Below are 18354 nucleotides of genomic sequence, written 5' to 3'. Positions count from 1 at the left end.
TTGAGATTACTTTAATTGCAGACCGTTAATCTTCATGAATAACGTCTTTCAAATACTGAAACAGCTCTCTGAATGCTTTAGGTGGCGCATTTTTCTCACGCTCTTTCTTAATTTGGCGGTTAAATTGGCGCAGCTTTTGGCGGTCAAGTTCAGGGTGCGCTTCAATCAGTTTTTGAATAGCGGGGTCGCCCTGCTCAATGACGGCTTCACGGGCTTTCTCTAGTGCGTGAAAGGCCGCATTGCTCGCCTGATGCTGGTGGGTGATTTTGGCCAACGCCTCTTCAAGAGGAGCGGTGTCTCGCTGGCGCAATACCTTGCCGATAAACTGAAGCTGGCGGCGGTAACCGTCTTTTTTCTTGTTTACTTTGCGGGCAATAGCGATGGCGTCAGCAAGCTCTTCATCCATAGGGATCGTAGCGATGTGAGCATCGGTCAGGTTAACCAAGGTTTCACCTAGCTTATGAAGTTCTTTGGCTTGACGCTTCAGCTCAGTTTTACTGATTAATTCTTCCTCTTCGAACTCATCTGCTTGCGCATCTTCGAAGTAAGGATCTTCAGGAGAATTGTATTTCTGATCACTCATTTCAAACTCATTAGTGTTACACTTTAGCTAAATTGTAACTATCACAGTCGAATTAAGACAGCGAAACTTACTATGCAAATTGAGCAGCAGTTAGCCGACATTCAAAATGTCGTAGATGATGTACTAAAATTAGCCGTTTCAAAAGGCGCAACGCAAGCCGAAGCAAGCATGTCTAAAGTGCAGGGCATCGCCGTGTCTTCACGTATGCAAGAAGTTGAAAACGTTGAATTTACCAACGACGGTGGCTTAGGTATCAGTGTATACGTAGGCAAGCGAAAGGGGAGTGCGTCTACCGCAGATCTGAGCAAAGCGGCGCTAACACTCGCGGTAGAAAAAGCCGTAGATATTGCACGCTATACCAGTGAAGATCCTTGTACAGGTTTGGCCGATGCCGACCTTATCGCTACCGAGTTCCCTGATTTAGACCTGTATCACCCTGAAGAATTAGATACTGAAAAGGCCATTAAAACTGCTATTGAGGCCGAAACGGCGGCAATGAATTACGACTCGCGCATTTCAAATTCAGATGGCGCGTCGTACAACGCAAATCTAGGTATGCGCGTTTACGGCAACACGCACGGTATCAATGCAGGTTATCCTAGCAGCCGTTATTCACTAAGCTGTATGGTTATTGGCGCACAAGACAACGACATGCAGCGCGATTACGCTTACACAGTAAGTCGTAAAGCCTCTTTGCTGCAATCAGCAAGTGCAGTGGGTATTGATGCCGCTAAAGCTACTGTAGACCGTTTAGGTGCTCGTAAAATTAACACGGCAAACGTGCCTGTGCTTTTACACCGTGACATCGCATCTAGCTTGTTTGGTCATTATGTAGGAGCCATAAGCGGTGGCAGCCTTTATCGTCGCTCTAGCTTCTTGCTAGATAGCTTGGGTAAACAAGTTTTCCCGGAATGGCTTAATATTGAAGAGCGTCCGTTTATTAAAGGCGGTCTGGCAAGCTCAAGCTTTGATAACGAAGGTGTGGCATGTTCTGACATGACCATTGTCGATGCGGGTAAATTGGCTACATATCTTTATACTGCGTACTCCTCGCGTAAACTAAACACCCGCTCGAATGGCCACGCTGGTGGTATTCATAACTGGCTAGTAGGTGATACGGGTCATAGCGACGCCGACCTGCTTAAAGAAATGGGCACAGGTTTGTTCGTAACCGAACTGATGGGGCAGGGCGTTAACGGTGTGACGGGCGATTACTCGCGCGGCGCAGCGGGATACTGGGTTGAAAATGGCATCATCCAATACCCAGTTCACGAGGTAACGATTGCTGGCAATCTGAAAGATATGTTTAAAGGCATTGTGGCAATTGGCGCTGAAAAAGATGTGCGCGGTAGTGTACAGACCGGTTCTGTGCTTATTGACCAAATGAAGATAGCAGGCAGCTAGTTTACGCTTTCTCGAAACGCTGAAGGAGACAGCCCGGTGGACTTCTTAAAGCGTTTCGAGAACGTAAATACATTTGCGTAGCCTACATAACTGGCGATATAAGATACGGGCCACTGCGTGCTTAGTAATAAGCTTTTGGCTCGTGTCATACGCAAATGGATAACGTGCTGTTTGGGGCTGCGCCCAAACACTTGTAAGCACAGCCTATGAAGGTGAGGGGCAGAATAATGCGCTTTCTCACTTAAGCTTTCCATATCCCAATCAAACTGAAGCTGTTTTTCAACCGCAGAAAAAAGGCTGTGTAGTCTGCTTACCTGGCGTCGTTCTTTCTCATCGTGACAAGGCTCGTTATTCAAAGGTGCATCAATAATACGGTACAGGTAGCGAGACACAACTTGCATCGCCGAATTTCGATTCTCGACGTCACGCTCTAAATACAAAAGTTCCATTGCATGATGCAGTCCTTCCAGCATGGCATTATCCACAATCACCGCACCTCGCTTATTAAATGATGTCCAGCGTTCGGAGTCTGCCAGGTTAACCCAAATAATATCCCATTGTTCACTGACTATTGTGACTTCAAAACTTTGTCCAGCGGGTAAAATAATTAGCTGTCCTTCATCTAATTGCATCTCGCCTGACGGGACACGAAACTTTCCTTGTCCATGAATGCTGTAAAACAAGGTGTGGTTAGGAGGCGAAACGCGACCTACCGTATAGTCACCTGATAAGTTAGAGCATCCTGCTAGTTCAATCCCCAGGTCGCTGATTTCAGGCGCATTACTACTATCAATAAAGCGTTCAAAGCACTTAGGGCCTATGTCTACAATGTCTCTAAAGCTTAGTTGCATAAATGTGAAATGATAGTTTTGGATAAATATATGAAAGATTAGAGCATAAAGGATTTAATGAAAGTTAGCTATATTGCGCCTAACGAAAAAGTAAAGGATATGACATGCTTAATGTTGCGCAAGTAGTAGCTCAAAACGATTGGCAAAACCCGGTTGTATTTCAGAGGAATCGTATCAATGCCCACAGTCCACATCACGGATATAAAACGCTAAAAGACGCATTGCACAATACCAACGCGCAAAAGCGTAGTTTAAACGGCGAGTGGGATTTCCGTTTATTTGAAGCTCCAGCAAACGTACCTGAAAGCCTGCTTTCTAAAACATTAAGTGATGACGAGTCTGCTAATTGGCAGCCTATTGCGGTACCTTCTAATTGGCAGCTGCAAGGTCACGACAAACCGATTTACTGTAACGTGAAATATCCCTTCGCGGTAAACCCACCTGTGGTTCCCAGCGAGAATCCAACGGGTTGCTATCGCACTACGTTCAACGTTACCAAGGATGAGTTAACGCAGCGCAACCATATAGTTTTTGAAGGGGTAAATAGCGCGTTTCACTTGTGGTGCAACGGTGAGTACGTAGGTTATTCCCAAGACAGCCGACTACCGGCCGAATTCGATTTGTCTGGCTACTTGGTCGAAGGTGAAAACCGACTAGCGGTAATGGTGATCCGATGGTCAGACGGCAGCTACTTAGAAGATCAGGACATGTGGTGGTTAAGCGGTATCTTCCGCGACGTGAGTTTAGTCACCAAACCTCAGCATCACATTCAGGATGTGTTTGTTACGCCAAGCCTTGACGCGTGCTACCGCGACGCTACGGTTTCAGTTCGTACAGCTATCAATGCGCCGTCTTCATTTAAAGTAGGTATCCAGCTTTTTGATGGCGATAACGCTGTCACAGAGCAAGTCATTACCGGCACTAACAATAAGCGTATTGATGAAAAGGGCGGTTGGGATGATGTGGTTTTTCAAACGCTTAATGTGAAAGAGCCAAAACACTGGACTGCTGAAACCCCTAATTTGTACCGTATTGTGGTGTCGCTTATTGATGACCATGGCAACGCCGTCGATGTTGAGGCCTACAATGTTGGTTTTAGAAATATTGAAATGAAAAACGGCCAGTTACTGGTAAATGGTAAAGCCGTGCTAATTCGTGGGGTTAACCGTCACGAACACCATCAAACAAAAGGTCATGCCATCAACGAAGATGACATGCTTGAAGACATTAAGCTATTAAAGCAAAACAACTTCAATGCTGTGCGTACTGCACATTACCCCAATCACCCTCGCTGGTATGAGCTTTGTGACGAATACGGGCTTTATGTGGTAGATGAAGCCAATATTGAAACCCATGGTATGTTCCCAATGGGAAGACTTTCTCGCGACCCGCTATGGGCCGGTGCTTACATGGCGCGCTTCACCCAAATGGTCGAGCGAGACAAAAACCACCCTTGTATTATCATCTGGTCGTTAGGTAACGAGTGTGGTCATGGGCCGACTCACGACGCCATGTATGGCTGGGCGAAGTCATTTGACTCATCACGACCTGTGCAATATGAAGGCGGTGGCGCTGATACTACGGCGACCGATATTATTGCGCCCATGTACGCAAGAGTTGATACCGACGTTAAGGACGATGCAGTGCCTAAGTGGGCCATTAAAAAATGGTTGTCGATGCCGGGGGAAAACCGACCCGTTATTCTGTGCGAGTATGCCCACGCAATGGGCAACAGCTTGGGCAGCTTTGATGAATATTGGAAAGCATTTAAAGAGTATCCGCGTCTTCAAGGTGGCTTTATTTGGGACTGGGTTGATCAAGGATTAGTAAAACATACCAATAGCGGTGAAGCATACTGGGCTTACGGCGGAGATTTCGGCGATACTGAAAACGACAGACAATTCTGTATAAACGGTCTGTTATTTCCAGACAGAACGCCACATCCGCACTTATTAGAAGCTAAATATTGTCAACAGCACTTAAGCTTTTCGTTGGTTGAAAAAGATAACAAGTTTGAGCTTTCAGTAAGCAGCGATTACCTGTTTAGACGCACAGACAACGAGTTGTTACGTTGGCAAGTGCTAGAAAACGGAAAACCGATTGCTGAGGCAACGGGCGAATGCGAAATCGACATAGCGCCGCAACAAACACAAACGCTCAGTCTTACCCCAGATATTACGTTTAAAGCTGGCGCTGATTACCACTTAAATATTGATGTGGTACTAGCGAATGATTGCCCGTGGGCTAATGCGGGGCATGTTATGGACACCGCTCAGTTAGCGCTGGTCAATAAGCGTGGAATAGTGTCGTTTTCTTTTACTGATAACGACATAGCTAACAGCACTAGTGAGTTATCAATTGAAGCTCAAGACGGAATGGTGCTGGTACGCGCGCTAAACAACGTATTTAGCTTTAATAGTGAGAGCGGGCTATTAACCTCGTGGCTTCAAGACGCAGAGGAGGCACTTAGCGCGCCGTTAGAAGATAACTTCTTCAGAGCGCCGCTAGATAACGACATTGGGGTAAGTGAAGTTGATAATCCCGACCCTAATGCGTGGGAGTCTCGCTGGCGTCGTGCTGGAATTGGCAAATGGACACGTACTTGTACGGGCGTAAACGTTGAACAGGGCGCGCAAGACGTGCGTATAACGTCGTTATTTGAATATCACCATGCGGAAAAGCTGATGGCGGCAACCAAATGGATCTATACCGTTAACGCGCAGGCCGAGCTTTCGGTAGAGGTGGAGGTGCTATTAGATGATGGTTTACCGCCTATGCCGCGTATTGGTATGCAAATAGCAGTGCCTGTATTGCAGGAGAATATGCCAGTAGCCTGGCAAGGGCTTGGACCATTTGAGAACTATCCAGACAGAAAATCGGCGGCGCGCTATGGTAACTACACGTTACCTATCGGCGATATGCAAACGCACTATATATTTCCTACAGACAATGGTTTGCGAAGTGACTGTAAAACGTTGGCTCTTGGCAGCGTAACGGCAAGCGGGCAGTTCCATTTCAGTGTAAGTGAATATGGGCAGGCACAGTTAGATGAGGCAAAACACACTTGTGATTTAATACCTCAAGACTGTGTATTTGTGTACATTGATCATGCGCATATGGGCGTGGGCGGCGATGACTCGTGGAGCCCAAGTACGCACAAAGCGTTCTTGTTGGAAGGGAAGCGTTACCGTTATTCAGTTTGCTTCAACGCGATAGCCAATTAACATCTACTATGAATGCAGGTGTTCAATCAACACGTATATATATTGATATACTGCGGTATAACCTTGTTATGCCGCCGTTGCTAAGCATGTACTTTTTTGCATCTTGCTGTGAAGCGCCTTTGCAAGTCAGCGAATGCGTAAGCTCTCGATACAAATATAAATACCAAAAAGCCGCTTTATAAAGCGGCTTTTGTTTAATTCAACGTTTGTTCAGGTAGCGACTTAGCCGTCAACCTGACCGCAGAAACGGTAACCTTCACCGTGAATAGTTACAATCAACTCTTCGTCTGTTGGATCTGACTCGAAGTGCTTACGAATACGACGAATAGTTACGTCAACCGTACGGTCGTTCGGACGAAGTTCACGCCCCGTCATTTCCATAATCAGCTGCTCACGGGTAAGGATTTTACCTGGGTTGCTTAGGAAAAGGTGAAGTGCACGGAATTCACTACGTGGTAGACGGAACTCTTTACCGTTAGGCGAAATCAATGAACGGCTATCACCATCAAGCGTCCAGCCGTTAAAGCTTACACGGCTTGGCAAATCGTCATCTTCTGAAGAGTTTGTAGTACGAGATAATAAGTTGCGCGCGCGAATAGTCAATTCACGAGGGTTAAATGGCTTAGTCAGATAATCGTCTGCGCCAATTTCAAGACCTAGAATACGGTCAACGTCGTTATCACGACCCGTTAGGAAGATAAGCCCAACGTTTTTACGGTCACGAACTTCGCGTGCCAAAATAAGGCCGTTTTTACCCGGTAGGTTAATGTCCATGATAACCAAATTGATAGCGTGATTCTCGAAGAAATCATGCATTTGATCACCGTTCTCGGCCTCAAACACATTATACCCTTCCGCTTCAAATAAACTCTTAAGCGTGGTACGGGTTACCACCTCATCTTCAACAATTAACACATTTGGCGTCTGCATGGTGTTCTACACTCTTTCTAAAATACGATTTAAGCAACTAACTGGTTAAATTTTAATATTCATGTACTTGATTGCAAGCAACTTGTGAATATTCTTACTGTTAAGGTATTGGGGTTAGCCAATAAAAATCAAGAAAAGTTCATACTTTATACAACTATTCTGACGTTTTCGCATTAACAACGGGGAAGATAATTACAAATTCTACGCCGTTGCCTTCCTCACTGGTAATCGATATTGAACCACTAAGGGCTTGCGTTACTAAGTTGTATACCAAGTGCATTCCCAATCCGGAACCGCCTTGCCCACGCTTCGTGGTAACAAAGGGGTCAAATATCCGTTTGCGAATTTCTGGGGATATACCTTTTCCGTTATCGGTATAAACAAGCTTGAGCTTATTGCTACTCACCATTTCGGCACGAATATCAATTGTGCCTTCATCCATGGTTTCAAACCCATGAATAACCGAATTCATGATTAAATTAATCAAGATTTGATTTATTGGGCCAGCCTTCGTTTCAACGCTAAGGGTAGGGTCGCAATCTACGTTGATGTTGTGTTTTAATTTTTTGAGTCGAGGCTGCAATGACAGTAGTATCTCATTAACTAGCTGTACAACGCAAAAACTTCGACTAGATTCTGAGGTTTGATCTACAGCAACCTGCTTAAAACTGCTAATAAGTTCGGCAGCTCTATTCAAATTGCGGTAAATAATATTGAGGTTTTCGTTACTTTCATCCAAAAAGCGTTTCATTGCACTGGCTTTCAGCGTTTTATTTTCGAAGTCTTTTTGAATAACCGCTAACCTGTCTAACATCATTGTCGATGCAGTAACGCCTAAACCTATCGGAGTATTTACCTCGTGGGCAACACCCGCAACCATATCTCCGAGCGAGGCCATTTTTTCATTTTGTACAATTTGACGCTGAAACTGATGTAGCTTTTCGAGCGTTTGAATAAGCTCCTGATTGGCATCCTTGAGGGCGGTTGTTCGTTGACTTACCATATCTTCTAGGCTGGCGTTGAGCTTTCTATGTTGCTCTTCAGCCTGCCGTTGCTTTTGCATGTACTCTTGTATACGAAACAACATCACATTAACGGCGTCAGCTAAGATATCGAGTTCTTTAATGGTGGAGCCGCTGGCACGGGCCGAATAGTCGCGCTGTCGCGATGTGCGTTGCAAAAAGTTAGCGATACTTTCTACTGGGCCTGTCACAAAACGCTGCATTCTTAGTGCGGAATAAAAACTTATTAGCAATAACGCCAAGGCTACGGCTAAATTAAGCCAAATTGACTTTCCAACCAATTGATTAAAGTTTTCTGATGAAACCCTTAGATACACCCAGCCCAACTGAATGTTAGTCTCTATATCGAACACTTTTGCACTGAGTTCAAGGTAGCGTCCATTATCTGCTAGTACTGGGTTCATAACCATGGAAGCTAACTGACTTTCTTTGCCACCTAACAAAAGCTGCCCTTCTCTGTTGTATGAAGCAAAAATCTCAGGCTCTGCCGTCCCGCTTTTTGCTTTGTAAACATGAGCATTGAGCACATGCTCAGCGGCAGTGAGGTTATTTAATGCAAATTCAATGCGTTCAGGCGTTTCATCGTAGAGGTAAGTGGCAGAACTTCTGGCAACTAGTTTGGCGAGTATCAGTGCATTCGACTCAAGCTCGTGGCGATAAGTTTTTATCTGTGTATAAACTGCAAGCGTTGTTAAAACAGCAAGTGAAAAGGTAGCAATAGACATCACCACCCAGAGAAAGAGGCTCTTTATAGAAAGCTTAACTGCCTTATCCGTCATACCCGCCTTGTGTACCGTCCATCTACATCGTCCATTTTTTAATAGTGGCGCAAAAATGGACAAAAGGAAAGGTGCTTATAAACAATAATTAATGTAGAACACACCCATCACAAATATTCACGTCTAAGTGGATATGTCGCTGTAAAACAAAGCAAAAAATAAAGCCTAATTAACGGCTGCTAAATACAACTGCTGATAACTTTTTGCTGCTGCTTTCCATGTGAATCGCGTTCGCATCCCACGTTGCTGCATCGCTCTGAACTTTCCGGCATCTTCGTAGAACGCCAGCAGAGCTCGACGAATGCAAGATAGCAGTGCAGGTGGCGTAGGATCATCAAACACAAAACCCGTACCTTCACTATCGTTGCTGTAATCGATAACCGTGTCTTTGAGCCCGCCTACCGAACGTACTATAGGGATGGTCCCATAAGCTAAACTGTACATTTGGTTCAACCCGCACGGCTCAAACTGAGAAGGCATTAGGAAGAAATCTGCCCCGGCTTCTACCAGATGGGCATGCTCGGAACTAAAACCGTTTATAAACGCGAATTGGTCAGGGTGTTGTTGAGCGAATTCGCCAAGGTCCATGCACACTTTAGGGTCGCCCGTGCCCACAATGACTATTTGAACATTGTGCTTAATCAAATCGTCTAAGATTGGCAATATGTAGCCGAAGCCTTTTTGTTCTGTCAGCCGGCACACCATTCCAATAAGCGGTACGTTGCCATTCTCAGGTAATCCTGACTTCTCTTGTAACGCTCGTTTACATGCACTCTTCGGATGAAGATTCTCTACACTGTAGTTCTCAGGGAGAAATGTATCTGTCTCGGGGTTCCACTGAGTGTAGTCACACCCATTTAGAATACCGCTTAAGTCGGCTTGACGATTTACAAGCCGCTCGTGCAGGCCATGACTGCCCAAGTCTGTGAGTAACTCGCTTGCATAGTTAGGGCTTACGGTTGTCACTTTCGTGGCAAACTCAATCCCACTCTGAAGCATATTGATGTAACCGCCGTGCACTTGCGCCAGAATGTTTGGATGATGGCGAAGAAAGGGAATGCTCTCTAGCTTATGAACGCCTTGAAAAGCGGCATTATGAATAGTGAATATGGTTTTAGTACCGTCAAAATACCCTGATTTGTCGTGGGTAAGCAAAAACGGCAGCATAGCAGCGTGCCAGTCGTGACAGTGAACAATATCTGGCTTTTTATCAATGGCTTTTAGCGTCTGAAGGACGGCACCACTGAAAAAGCTAAAGCGCTCACCATTGTCTTCATAGGCTTCAAAAGCATTGGCATATAGCCCTTCCCGCATAAAGTACTCAGGCGAGTCTACAAAATAAATAGGAACACCGTGCCATTGCATGTAGCGAATATCAAAATGATACACCTGGCCTTCAGTAAACAGGGTTTGTTGCTCGGTTATCGTGGGCAGTTCAAATTGCTCCGCCAGTACTTGGTAATAAGGCATAACAATTGTAACGCTTTCGCCCAAACCATCTAGCGCGAGAGGCAGTGCTTTCCCCACATCTGCAAGACCGCCGGTTTTTACCAACTCTTCAACTTCTGAAATAGCAAATACAATATTCACAGGTGATCTCCCAGAGCGCACGTATAGCGTACTTGTTTGCTTGATACAATGTAAGGAAAAAGCGCCGTGTGCCATCGTGAGGCTTTCACAATGGCATGAACAACAGATAGAAAAACTAAGTTAGCACAAGCTATTGGCTTTTTTAATTACAAAGCCGCCTGATAAACAGAAAATTGCGACGTTTGTGCTGTGGTATACACTGTTTGAAAATGTTCAGCAAGCAACCCTGGGTAGGGTAAGAATCGGTTCGCCACCATCTGCATAGTACCGCCACGACTTAAGCTTGCTTTAGCGTCAGAAATAAAGCGCTTAGTGATGGTGTAGTCAGTTTTAATACCTGTGTGAAATGGCGGGTTGGTGACAATATGCTGTACTTTTTGAGTAAAACCGTGCAATCCATCCGCAGCGTAGAGTGTTGCTGATAACCCATTGTCTGCTAGAGTGAGTGCACTACAGTAAACTGCAAGTGCGCTAACATCAGTAAGATGAAGCTTCAAATGCGGATACTTAAGCATAATATAACTGGCAATCACGCCAGCGCCGCACGCGAAATCCAGAATTTCACCACTCAGTGATGTTGAGAGTTTTTCCAGTAAAAGCTCAGTTCCCGCATCCAGTTCTTTGTAGCTGAATACGCCAGGCATAGAGGCTACTTGCCAAGCTGTGCCCTCAACATGATACGTATTCATGTCAAGCCATGCATCGGGTTCAAAGGCAAGATGTGGCTCTTCAACTAAAACGGTGATAAGACTGCAGTGGCGAGCAGAATCAACCTTTTGGGTTGGGCCGTATTGGTCCATCAACTTAGCAGCACTCTTTATACCGCCCTTATTTTCACCCACCACGTGAATACGACCATTTTGGCCCACCATGCTGGCTGCCATTCGCAATAGCATCTGAAAATGGGTTTTTGCTTTGGGTAAGAAAATCATCACGTCAGTGTGAGATTTCTCTAGTGCCACGAAAGGCGCAAATATATGAGTATGATTTCCGACTTTTTGCGTCACCTCAAAACCTGTGCGCGTAATATCTCGGCTATCAAACGATACCGAAGGTACGACTCTTACGCACTCTGAAAAAATATCGAAATACTGGTGAATTACCGTGACTTCTTGCGATTTAAGACCGTCCAGAAAATACGCATCAGAAGGGTTGATAAATGCCCACTGACCTTCGTCGAAAAGCGCGATATTACGTTCTAACAGCTGGCTTTGAGGAGATAAAATCATTACTTAGTACGCTCGAAAATTAGATCCCAAACGCCATGACCTAATTTTTGGCCACGGGTTTCAAACTTGGTAATTGGGCGGTAGTCTGGACGAGGTACATAGTCGCCGCCAGTTGCTGTATTGGTGTAACCGTCGGCAATGATCATAACGTCTAACATGTGCTCAGCATATTGCTCCCAATCCGTCGCCATGTGAAAACAACCGCCAATAGCTAATTTGGTGCGAACCAGCTCAACAAATTCAGGTTGAACAATACGGCGTTTGTGGTGACGCTTCTTGTGCCAAGGGTCTGGGAAAAATAGTTGTAGGCGAGACAACGAACCGTCTGGGATCATATTTTTAAGCACTTCTACCGCATCATGGTCCATTACACGCAAGTTCTCGACGCCTTGTTCGCTTGCTTCAGCTAAGCATGCGCCAACGCCTGGACGGTGAACTTCAATGCCGATAAAGTCTTTCTCAGGTGCATTTGCGGCCATTTCCACCAATGACTTGCCCATACCAAAGCCAATTTCTACAACAACAGGCGCACTTCGGCCAAAAATTTCTGACAGCGATAACTGTGCTTCAGCGTAGTCAATACCTTTGGTTGGCCAGTAATCTTCTAATGCTTTTTCTTGTGCTTTAGTAAGTCTACCTTCGCGTTTCACGAAGCTTTTTACCTTGCTTACGTATACTCCAGCGGCTTCTGCTTCCGCCTGACTTTTGAATTGCCTCATTTGCAATGCCTTTCTTACCCAATTTTATGGTGGCGCATTATCCACTTACCCGCGGCTTATGCAACGCTATCGTGGCAAAAATGCTGTAATTTTATACGCCAATTTGTTTCGCAATAATAGACGCTACGGCGTCAGTTTTCTCAAGTATTGCCATATGCCCAGCGTCACTAATGGTGTGGAACGTCGCTTTAGGCAAAACGCTTTTAAGTTGCTGTATTGCTTCTGCAGGGGCAATCGCATCCTGCTGGGCAGTAATAAACGTTACTGGCGCATTGATCTTTGCGAGCGCTTTAACGGTACTTTCTCGTGGTGTGGTTGCTAGCGTGTGGTTGAGTAACGTTGTTTTACCTAAATCCTGCGCCATCGATTTTACCACACCAGCCACGTTTTCATCCGCTAAGCGGGAAGGGTGTATAAATCGCGAAAGATAAGCGTCATTGTCGGGCTTAAAATTACCTTGCTTAAGCATAGTAGTAAGCTGCTTGCGCTTTGCAATTTCTTCTTTTGATAACCCTTCTGGGTTGTAACCGATTAAGGTTATTGAAGCAATATTGGCGGGATTGCGCTGTGCTACTAATGCAGCCACAAACCCCCCCATCGAATAACCCACAAGGTGCACTTTTTCGTTATCAAGAACACGATCTTCACTTAATGCCAGCATTTCTTCTAGCGATGCTGCCCATTGAAGCGGTACATAACGACGTTGTGCAATATTTAGTTCGCGCCAAAGCGGTAGAAATATGCGCTCGTCACAGAGGGTACCGGGAAAAAATAAAACAGGGTGCTGCACAGACACGTGTGCTCCTTAACAATAATCTAGCTAGTTACATGCTACCATAGCGCGCTTTTTAATGAATGGTCGCTAAGTAGAAAACGACCAAGCGGTAGTAACTGCCCATACAGACGATTATGACAGAACAACAATATACAGGTAGCTTTGCAGAGCGAGCACTCGCATGGTTTGATAAACACGGGCGAAAGCATTTGCCTTGGCAACAAGACGTTACGCCTTATAAGGTGTGGGTGTCGGAAATAATGCTGCAGCAAACTCAAGTCACCACGGTAATTCCCTACTTTAAACGCTTTATGGCGTCTTTTCCTACCGTGCACGACTTGGCTAAGGCTTCTCAAGACGACGTGCTTCATCATTGGACTGGGCTTGGCTACTACGCAAGAGCAAGAAATCTTCACAAAGCTGCGAATACGCTGGTAGAAAAATACAACGGCGAGTTTCCCTATAGTCTAGAAGAAGTTATGGATTTGCCCGGCATAGGGCGCTCTACTGCTGGGGCGATACTTTCGCTATCTCGCAATATGCGCTTTCCTATATTAGATGGCAATGTGAAGCGTGTGTTGGCCCGATACTATGCAATAGGCGGGTGGCCGGGACAGAAGAAGGTAGAGAATCAGCTTTGGGAAGTGGCCGAGAAAAACACGCCCACCAATTCAGAAGGCGGACGTTGTGCCAACTATACGCAGGTAATGATGGACTTGGGCGCGATGATTTGCACACGAAGCAAGCCAAAGTGTGATGAGTGCCCGCTTCAAGCCGACTGTATTGCCTACGCCCAAGGCGCGCAAGCCGACTACCCGGGTAAGAAGCCGAAAAAGGCGCTACCCGAGAAGTCCACCTATATGATGGTGGCACAGTTTAACAGCCAAGTGTATTTAGAGCAGCGTCCCTCAACAGGGCTGTGGGGTGGCCTATATGGTTTTATTGAGGTGTCTTCAATAGAAGAGGGGATTGAGCAGTTGGCCAAGCGAGGTATCAGTGTCGACGAAACCCGAACGCTTGAAGGGTTCCGTCATACCTTTAGCCATTTTCATTTAGATATCACCCCAGTAGTGGCCGTGGTAAACTCTGCTCCATCAAAGCGCGTAGCCGAAACGGCATTTCGTTGGTTTTCGTTGAACGAGCCTATTGAAGTTGGTTTGGCGGCACCTACAACCAAGATTATTCAGCAGTTAATGCGTTAGGCGTTCTAAGCCCAACGCAATATTATTTGCTAAGCAGATAGCGAACGAAAGGAAATAACATGGCAAGAACGGTATTTTGTCGCAAGCTTCAAAAAGAAGCTGACGGCTTAGATTTCCAACTTTATCCGGGTGAACTGGGTAAGCGTATTTTCGACAACATTTCTAAAGAAGCATGGGCTGAATGGCAAAAGAAACAGACCATGCTGATTAACGAACATAAGTTAAATATGATGGAGCCGAATGCCCGTTCATTTTTGGAAGAAAAAATGTCGGCCTACTTGTTTGACGACGTAGAGCCTACGATTGAAGGCTATGTTCCGCCTGAAAAATAAGCAAAAAAGCGTTTTTTGAGCAAACAATGCGCAAACAGTAATAAAAGCGCAAAAAAAGCGAGAAAAACGGTTGACTTGTGAAGGCGAAAACCGTTTAATACGCACCCACAGCAGGACAGGCAGCAAACGCCTAGAACGCTAACAAGTTTCAGCCTCGATAGCTCAGTTGGTAGAGCAGCGGATTGAAAATCCGCGTGTCCCTGGTTCGATCCCGGGTCGAGGCACCATTATTGGAACCTGATAGTTTATTGAAAACTATCAGGTTTTTCCATTTCTGGGCCTTGTCTTTTTTTAGCCGCAGGCCATTGATTGTCACAAAGTGTGACGATTTTTTGTCACAACCTGACTTTGTGACAAAGGTATCATTTTTTTCTTTTACGATATTGTTTGCTTGCTGTGACAAATAACTCAACGATGGATGTGTGTATCGCTGAACCATCTCCAGTGTTTTCCAGCCCCCTAATTCTTTAATAGCTAATAAGTCGCTGCCACTCTCAGCATGGCGTGATGCCCAATTATGACGTAAGTCGTGAAAACGCAGCCCATCTAGACCTGCTGCTTTCGTCGTCCTAGCCCATATCCTTCTATTTAAGTCTTTAATACGCGAACTATCATAATTGAGAAAAACAAATACGGAATTTTTCGAGTTATGCAAAGAACTCAGTAGTTCGAAGACTATATTGTTCATCGGTATAAGAACCGAAGAGCCACTTTTGTGAGAACCCGCGTCTACCTTCAGTGTTTGATGCTCCAAATCGACATGAGTCCATTTCAGGCCAATGATATTAGAGGCACGAAATCCGGTTGCTAGGGCAAATATGATGATAGGTTGCAGAAAGGCTGGGGCGCAATCAATGAGGCGAGCAGAATCTTTCTCAGTAAGCTTATAGAAGCTTTTTTCTCGCTCTTTGTGGGTTTTCAAATGGGGGACGCGATCAATCCACTCCAGCTCTTTATGAATGAAATTTAAAAAGCTTTTGATCTCTGCGAGGTATCTATTCTTCGTTGCTAAGGTGACGTCAGTCTTTTTTACTAACGTCGTCAGAATAAGCTTAGAATTAATTTCGGTTAATGGAATATTTGCTAGATATTGAGACCACCAGGCTAGCTTTTTCGTCTTTTCATCAATGGTCTTGTTTGCTTGTCTGGATTCTAGATAAAGTGTTAAAGCTTCATTCCATGAGCCAACCTCTTGAGAGTTACGCATCAGTATAGCTAACGTTTCATCGCGAAGGCGGTGTTCAAAGTGCTCTGCACGGCTTTTCACAGTTTCCTTGGTGCTGCAATGAACACGTTTAACCTTGTCAGCAAATGAAACCTGAAACTTCGTAAACCAGAATTTGGAATTACTCTTTTTATAAACCATCAATATTGCTCCTCTAAAAATAACAACATTAATGATTTAAAAGCTAAATAATAGAACTAGTTCGCTGCCGCCTTTTCGTTCACATTCAGCGCACCTTGAGTTATGTCTAGGTGCCCATAAACTGTAGCGACCATTTTATTACTCGCCAAGCCAAAAAGCTGCTGAATATCTTCAAATGTTCCGCCCTCAAGTAAAATTTGATATGCTCGATTGTGACGGAAGTGATGAAATCTGAAGGTCGTATCAATCCCTGCCTTTTCCAACGCTTCCACCCATTTCGTCATATCAAACTCAATTGTTGATCCTGTATCATCCAGCGCAAACAAATTGTCATGCGTAATATTATTTTTTCTACGATATTCCAACTGGCGCTCTATAACTTCCCTAAGGGCTTTCGTTACATGAATCGTGATGAGCCTGCTTCCTTTGGCGTGACGAGCAGGGATTTTTATGAAACTGCTGTTCCTTATTGTTAAATCTTCAATATCGCTAAGCTTCATACTGGAAGTACATATATGGTTGAGTATATTGCCTTTTCTTGCACCAGAGTAGAAAGCAAAAGATAGTAGGTTTGCTTCAGTAGCGCATCGAGCATATTCGTCGCGGAATTTAGTAAATTGCTTAGTAGACAATTCAATTAATTCTCGTTTACCTGATTGGAAAGAGCACACTTTGATATTTTCATTTATAAGACGCTTTGCAAATAGTTCGTCATATATAGCTCTTAATTCGATTAGGTACTTGTTTCTGGTACTGTCTTTCTTACCGTTTAAAACAATAGCATCGTTAATTTCTTCGACTAATTCTTGGGAAAAATTTCGGAGATCGGTGGTAGCGAACATATAATTGAAAAACGCAATTTTTCTTGAACGTTGCTCAACTTGTTTAGCAGAAGACTTTTTATCTCGCACCAACCTTTCGGCCTTTCGATAAACCTCATTCCACAAATCAAAATTCTGCTCTTGAAAGTGTATGAGGTAAGAGAAATTTATACCGATCTGAGATAGTTTGTCCTTCAAACTGGCTGCTGCGATTTTTACTGCTTCTTTGTAGTCGCTAGTGTTCAGTCTTTCTCTTAAGTTGAACTTGTTTTCTCTAAACAAGTTAGTTAACTCATTCGCACTCCTCACATCCATTCTTTTTTCTAAAGGATTTTTATTGTCTACGTTGACCACTTTCACTTTGAAATATTCGATGAAACTTCTCGCCAAGCAATATTCTTTATCTGACAAAGTCCATTCATCTAAAAGAGGTGATAGCTCCTCTCTATTACGTGTAAGTAAATGATTCAAGCGTGACAGAGCGCGTTCATTGTTGGTATCAATAAACTGAAATTGCTTTTCAAGTTCTGGTTGAGGAGTAGGTAGTTGAGACACTTTTTTTGGTTCAAACGCTACTTCTGAGAACTCCGCTGCCCTATTTGAGTCGTCTATTTTGTTGTGTGAGCTATTATCGGCGCTGGAAATACAATCAACTGTTGAAGTCTCAGTTACGTGATAATCACTCTTGCTTTCCTGAAGATGCCCGTAATTGTCGAGCGATTCACAAAACGAAGATAAGCCACGCAAGTTAAAGAAGTATTTGTTGAGGGTCTTTGAATATTTATGAGCTATTAAACCATCGTTAGCTAACGCAATGACTTCATTTTCTGAAAGTAAGAGAAACTGCGCAGCCTCTTTGAGGCCCATTGGACGAATTGAAGCATCTGCGACTGTTGTCTTAGGTATTTCTTGTCGAACAGCACCAGCAGCAACACTCGGGATATACCCAAGTGTTTCCGGCTTGTGAGACTGTTGCGATTGAAACAATGTATCTACCTAGTTCATAGTTTGGTAGCAGTTTAATCGATGTAGAATTTCCAAAAGCACGTAAATTTTTTGTCTGTAGCTCTAGGCGAAAAAAAGAGCCAACATTTCAGTTGGCTCAGTATTGCTACAGCTGCTCAATAAAATGTGAAACTGTGCAGTTAAAAAGATAGTGAAAGTGCGCTAGCAAGCCTTTTGTCATCACGTGGTGCGTCACTTCGTCTTGAAAATACTTCAACACGCCAAAATGCATTGTTACGTACACACCAGTTAAAGTTCTGGCCTGCTCTGGGAGTGTATCCATAAGGGAATGGCTTATGATGATAAACTCAGTTTGTGATACGTAATTTCGAACATAGTAGATATATGAGTCATTATGTTCGTATAGTGCAATACAGTCTTCGTCATCTGAGAAAAAGTGTGTAGACCTTTCAACCACTTTCAAGTTTGTCATGTCTTATCTCCATCATTTAAGTCTTATAGTGAAATAAGCCACACGGACGGAAATTTTTCGTTTACGCGAACTACTTAGTCATGAAACCC

At 44.4% G+C, this 18354-nt stretch carries 14 protein-coding genes, 1 tRNA gene and 1 pseudogene; 5 read left to right on the top strand and 11 right to left on the bottom strand.

Translation table 11 applies throughout. The annotated features are described in order from the left end of the window. Nucleotides 1-25: 25 nt before the first annotated feature. Nucleotides 26-583 (bottom strand): ribosome biogenesis factor YjgA, encoded by a 558-nt coding sequence (gene yjgA / locus AC27KT_RS08935; RefSeq protein ID WP_487129194.1) that lies wholly within the window; start codon nucleotides 581-583, stop codon nucleotides 26-28. Nucleotides 584-655: 72 nt separating this feature from the next. Here yjgA and pmbA point away from each other — a divergent pair, with 72 nt between their 5' ends. Beyond that, nucleotides 656-1987: a metalloprotease PmbA gene (gene pmbA / locus AC27KT_RS08930; protein WP_487129192.1), complete on the top strand. Its 1332-nt coding sequence runs from the start codon at nucleotides 656-658 to the stop codon at nucleotides 1985-1987. Here pmbA and AC27KT_RS08925 read toward each other — a convergent pair. Continuing rightward, the gene (locus AC27KT_RS08925; protein WP_487129190.1) at nucleotides 1984-2838 is read right to left on the bottom strand and encodes an AraC family transcriptional regulator; all 855 of its coding nucleotides are present in this window, start codon (nucleotides 2836-2838) and stop codon (nucleotides 1984-1986) included. The genes pmbA and AC27KT_RS08925 overlap by 4 nt on opposite strands. A 104-nt stretch (nucleotides 2839-2942) precedes the next feature. Between AC27KT_RS08925 and AC27KT_RS08920 the strand changes: the two genes are divergently transcribed. After that, nucleotides 2943-6062, top strand: coding sequence for a beta-galactosidase (locus AC27KT_RS08920; RefSeq protein ID WP_487129188.1), 3120 nt, complete (start codon nucleotides 2943-2945; stop codon nucleotides 6060-6062). A 222-nt stretch (nucleotides 6063-6284) separates the two neighbouring features. Here AC27KT_RS08920 and arcA read toward each other — a convergent pair whose 3' ends face one another. From arcA to AC27KT_RS08890, 6 genes are all read right to left on the bottom strand, one after another. Then, nucleotides 6285-6992, bottom strand: a complete 708-nt coding sequence (gene arcA / locus AC27KT_RS08915; protein ID WP_014996957.1) for a two-component system response regulator ArcA — start codon at nucleotides 6990-6992, stop codon at nucleotides 6285-6287. 154 nt (nucleotides 6993-7146) lie between these two features. Then, nucleotides 7147-8793, bottom strand: coding sequence for a sensor histidine kinase (locus AC27KT_RS08910; RefSeq protein WP_487129185.1), 1647 nt, complete (start codon nucleotides 8791-8793; stop codon nucleotides 7147-7149). 165 nt (nucleotides 8794-8958) lie between these two features. After that, the gene (glgA, locus tag AC27KT_RS08905; RefSeq protein WP_487129183.1) at nucleotides 8959-10383 is read right to left on the bottom strand and encodes a glycogen synthase GlgA; all 1425 of its coding nucleotides are present in this window, start codon (nucleotides 10381-10383) and stop codon (nucleotides 8959-8961) included. Between the two features lie 146 nt (nucleotides 10384-10529). Further along, complete coding sequence (locus tag AC27KT_RS08900) at nucleotides 10530-11612, bottom strand: methyltransferase (protein ID WP_487129181.1); 1083 nt, start codon at nucleotides 11610-11612, stop codon at nucleotides 10530-10532. After that, the gene (gene trmB, locus AC27KT_RS08895; RefSeq protein ID WP_487129179.1) at nucleotides 11612-12331 is read right to left on the bottom strand and encodes a tRNA (guanosine(46)-N7)-methyltransferase TrmB; all 720 of its coding nucleotides are present in this window, start codon (nucleotides 12329-12331) and stop codon (nucleotides 11612-11614) included. The genes AC27KT_RS08900 and trmB overlap by 1 nt, the downstream gene beginning before the upstream one ends. A gap of 91 nt (nucleotides 12332-12422) precedes the next feature. Then, complete coding sequence (locus AC27KT_RS08890) at nucleotides 12423-13127, bottom strand: alpha/beta fold hydrolase (RefSeq protein ID WP_487129177.1); 705 nt, start codon at nucleotides 13125-13127, stop codon at nucleotides 12423-12425. 113 nt (nucleotides 13128-13240) lie between these two features. Here AC27KT_RS08890 and mutY point away from each other — a divergent pair, with 113 nt between their 5' ends. The 3 genes from mutY to AC27KT_RS08875 all read left to right on the top strand — a co-directional run bounded on the left by mutY (nucleotide 13241) and on the right by AC27KT_RS08875 (nucleotide 14867). Continuing rightward, entirely contained in the window at nucleotides 13241-14308 is a 1068-nt protein-coding gene (gene mutY, locus AC27KT_RS08885) for an A/G-specific adenine glycosylase (protein WP_110288991.1), read from the top strand. A 59-nt stretch (nucleotides 14309-14367) separates the two neighbouring features. Continuing rightward, entirely contained in the window at nucleotides 14368-14640 is a 273-nt protein-coding gene (locus tag AC27KT_RS08880) for an oxidative damage protection protein (protein ID WP_025256893.1), read from the top strand. Nucleotides 14641-14791: 151 nt separating this feature from the next. After that, nucleotides 14792-14867, top strand: a tRNA-Phe gene (locus tag AC27KT_RS08875). A 200-nt stretch (nucleotides 14868-15067) separates the two neighbouring features. Here the strand turns inward: AC27KT_RS08875 and AC27KT_RS08870 are convergent. From AC27KT_RS08870 to AC27KT_RS08860, 3 genes and pseudogenes are all read right to left on the bottom strand, one after another. Beyond that, nucleotides 15068-15847, bottom strand: a pseudogene (locus AC27KT_RS08870) (tyrosine-type recombinase/integrase); the annotation flags it as partial. 215 nt (nucleotides 15848-16062) lie between these two features. Beyond that, nucleotides 16063-17814 (bottom strand): tyrosine-type recombinase/integrase, encoded by a 1752-nt coding sequence (locus AC27KT_RS08865; RefSeq protein ID WP_487129174.1) that lies wholly within the window; start codon nucleotides 17812-17814, stop codon nucleotides 16063-16065. A 124-nt stretch (nucleotides 17815-17938) separates the two neighbouring features. Further along, on the bottom strand, nucleotides 17939-18265 hold the full coding sequence (locus AC27KT_RS08860) for a hypothetical protein (RefSeq protein ID WP_487129172.1): 327 nt from the start codon (nucleotides 18263-18265) through the stop codon (nucleotides 17939-17941). Nucleotides 18266-18354: the final 89 nt, after the last annotated feature.

The sequence above is a fragment of the Alteromonas sp. 5NW40-0090 genome, from assembly GCF_057552975.1.
The sequence above is the reverse complement of the archived record's forward strand: the minus strand, read 5'-3'. Positions and strand labels throughout refer to the sequence as shown.

What these genes read in the sequence shown, in the direction of transcription:
- AC27KT_RS08920 (WP_487129188.1), top strand. Translation starts at nt 2,943, where the DNA reads ATGCTTAATGTTGCGCAAGTAGTAGCTCAAAACGATTGGCAAAACCCG.
- yjgA (WP_487129194.1), bottom strand. Translation starts at nt 583, where the DNA reads ATGAGTGATCAGAAATACAATTCTCCTGAAGATCCTTACTTCGAAGAT.
- AC27KT_RS08925 (WP_487129190.1), bottom strand. Translation starts at nt 2,838, where the DNA reads ATGCAACTAAGCTTTAGAGACATTGTAGACATAGGCCCTAAGTGCTTT.
- AC27KT_RS08860 (WP_487129172.1), bottom strand. Translation starts at nt 18,265, where the DNA reads ATGACAAACTTGAAAGTGGTTGAAAGGTCTACACACTTTTTCTCAGAT.
- AC27KT_RS08910 (WP_487129185.1), bottom strand. Translation starts at nt 8,793, where the DNA reads ATGACGGATAAGGCAGTTAAGCTTTCTATAAAGAGCCTCTTTCTCTGG.
- mutY (WP_110288991.1), top strand. Translation starts at nt 13,241, where the DNA reads ATGACAGAACAACAATATACAGGTAGCTTTGCAGAGCGAGCACTCGCA.
- pmbA (WP_487129192.1), top strand. Translation starts at nt 656, where the DNA reads ATGCAAATTGAGCAGCAGTTAGCCGACATTCAAAATGTCGTAGATGAT.
- AC27KT_RS08880 (WP_025256893.1), top strand. Translation starts at nt 14,368, where the DNA reads ATGGCAAGAACGGTATTTTGTCGCAAGCTTCAAAAAGAAGCTGACGGC.
- arcA (WP_014996957.1), bottom strand. Translation starts at nt 6,992, where the DNA reads ATGCAGACGCCAAATGTGTTAATTGTTGAAGATGAGGTGGTAACCCGT.
- AC27KT_RS08900 (WP_487129181.1), bottom strand. Translation starts at nt 11,612, where the DNA reads ATGATTTTATCTCCTCAAAGCCAGCTGTTAGAACGTAATATCGCGCTT.
- trmB (WP_487129179.1), bottom strand. Translation starts at nt 12,331, where the DNA reads ATGAGGCAATTCAAAAGTCAGGCGGAAGCAGAAGCCGCTGGAGTATAC.